At 72.3% G+C, this 1,647-nt stretch carries 2 pseudogenes; one reads left to right on the top strand and one right to left on the bottom strand.

Annotated elements, in window-relative coordinates:
- A pseudogene (locus tag ON39_RS32305) lies at positions 1-1,022 on the bottom strand (MmpA family trehalose lipid delivery protein); the annotation flags it as partial.
- A 204-nt stretch (positions 1,023-1,226) separates the two neighbouring features.
- Between ON39_RS32305 and ON39_RS32300 the strand changes: the two are divergent.
- Positions 1,227-1,647, top strand: a pseudogene (locus ON39_RS32300) (polysaccharide biosynthesis protein); the annotation flags it as partial.

Below are 1,647 nucleotides of genomic sequence, written 5' to 3'. Positions count from 1 at the left end.
GCCGTCGCACCCAGCGCGGGCAACAGAACCGCCGGCACCGCGAGCACGACCAATGCGCGACGAACGTATCGTTTGCCGCTGGTGCTGTCGCTGTCGCCGCTGGAGCTGTCGCCGCTGTCTGCGCTACCGCCGCTGTTGCCATTGCCGCCGCTGGCGTCGGCGTTCGCGACCACCGAGCGCACGCCGGTCGCCACGATGACGAGCAGCAGCCCCGTGCCGATCAGCGCGAGAAGTGTTGTGCGCGAACCCGGTACCGCGTCACCGTTCCAGATGCCGCCGAGCCCCGCGAGACTGCCGAGCGTGCCGAGTCCCGGCTCGGCGCGGGCGGCGAAGGCGGCGATGCCCGCCGGATCGGACGGTTCGCCGGCCACCCCGGACAGGGCGGTGGCGGTGAGCCACGGCGCGCACGCGGCGATCAGCAGGCCGAGCGCACCGGCGACATGTCGCCGCCCGACCAGCGTCAATGCGGTGACACCCGCGAGCAGCGATCCGGTCGGCGTCAGACCCGCCGCCGCGAGGAACCCCGCCAGTCCCGCCCACGCCCCGAGATCGCCACCCCCTGCTCGAATCCGGTACGCGCACAACGCGACCCACGGCAATGCGGCATATCCGGCAAGCAGACTCCAGTGCCCCTGCAACAGCCGCTCGGCCACATGCGGATTCCACACGGCCACCGTGCTCGCGACGAGCTGCCCCCCAACCGGCACGCCGACCAATTCGCGCGCGAGGACCGCCGCCCCATACCCCGCCGCCCACAGCGCGACGAACAGAATCACCTTGACGATCAGGCCCCCGTCGACAACCGTCGACAACACCGCGAGCAACCCGTCCTGCGGCACCGCCCGCGGCGCGGCATCCCCCAGCCCCAACGCCGAATCGGTCGGATAGGACCGCGGCGTACTGACCGCATCCCGCAGCAACAAATACCCGGACCCCCACAGCGGCCCGCCGATAACCAGCGCCAACACCGCGCTGTACCCAGCCGGAACCCACCAGCCCCGTCGCCCGCCGCCGTCACCCACGCCTGTGCACCCTACGGCCCGCCCCCCACCCGCTCGCCGACAACGTCCGCCAAGACACGGCCGGGAGACGATTCCGCCGTGCCGATTGCGCTGGCCAGCATGCCGCTGGGTGGTCTCGGCGGGTGGGGTGGGACGATGGCGGGCGTGTCTGCTGTCCGTCGGTTTCCTGTGGTGGCGGATCTGACGTTGGTTACGGCGGGGGCGATGACCGCCAATGTCGCGGGGTATCTGCTTCAGCTGCTGGCCGGGCGGTGGTTAGGGGTTGCGGGGTACAGCGAGTTCGCGAGTCTGCTCGCGGTGCAGCTGCTGTGTGCGGTGCCCGCGCTGGCGTTGCAGAACGTGGTGGCCAGGGAGTTGGTGCGGGGCGCGAGTGTCGCGGCGCTGCGGGGATTGCAGTGGCGGTGTGCGGTGATCGTCGCGGTGGTGGTGGCCGTGCTGGTGCCCGTGGTGACCGGTGCGTTGAATGTCGGGGTCGCGGCGTGCGCGGCGGCGCTCGGGGCGGCGCCCGCGCTGGTGCTGCTGGTCGGGGGAGCAGGGAGTTCTCCAGGGGGGCAGGCGGTTTCGGGCGTTGGGCGTGGTGCTCGGCGCCGCGGGGATGCTGCGGGTCGCGCCCGCGCTCGTGGTG

This window comes from Nocardia tenerifensis NBRC 101015 (genome assembly GCF_000308715.1).
GTDB classification, from domain to species: domain Bacteria; phylum Actinomycetota; class Actinomycetes; order Mycobacteriales; family Mycobacteriaceae; genus Nocardia; species Nocardia tenerifensis.
The sequence above is the reverse complement of the archived record's forward strand: the minus strand, read 5'-3'. Positions and strand labels throughout refer to the sequence as shown.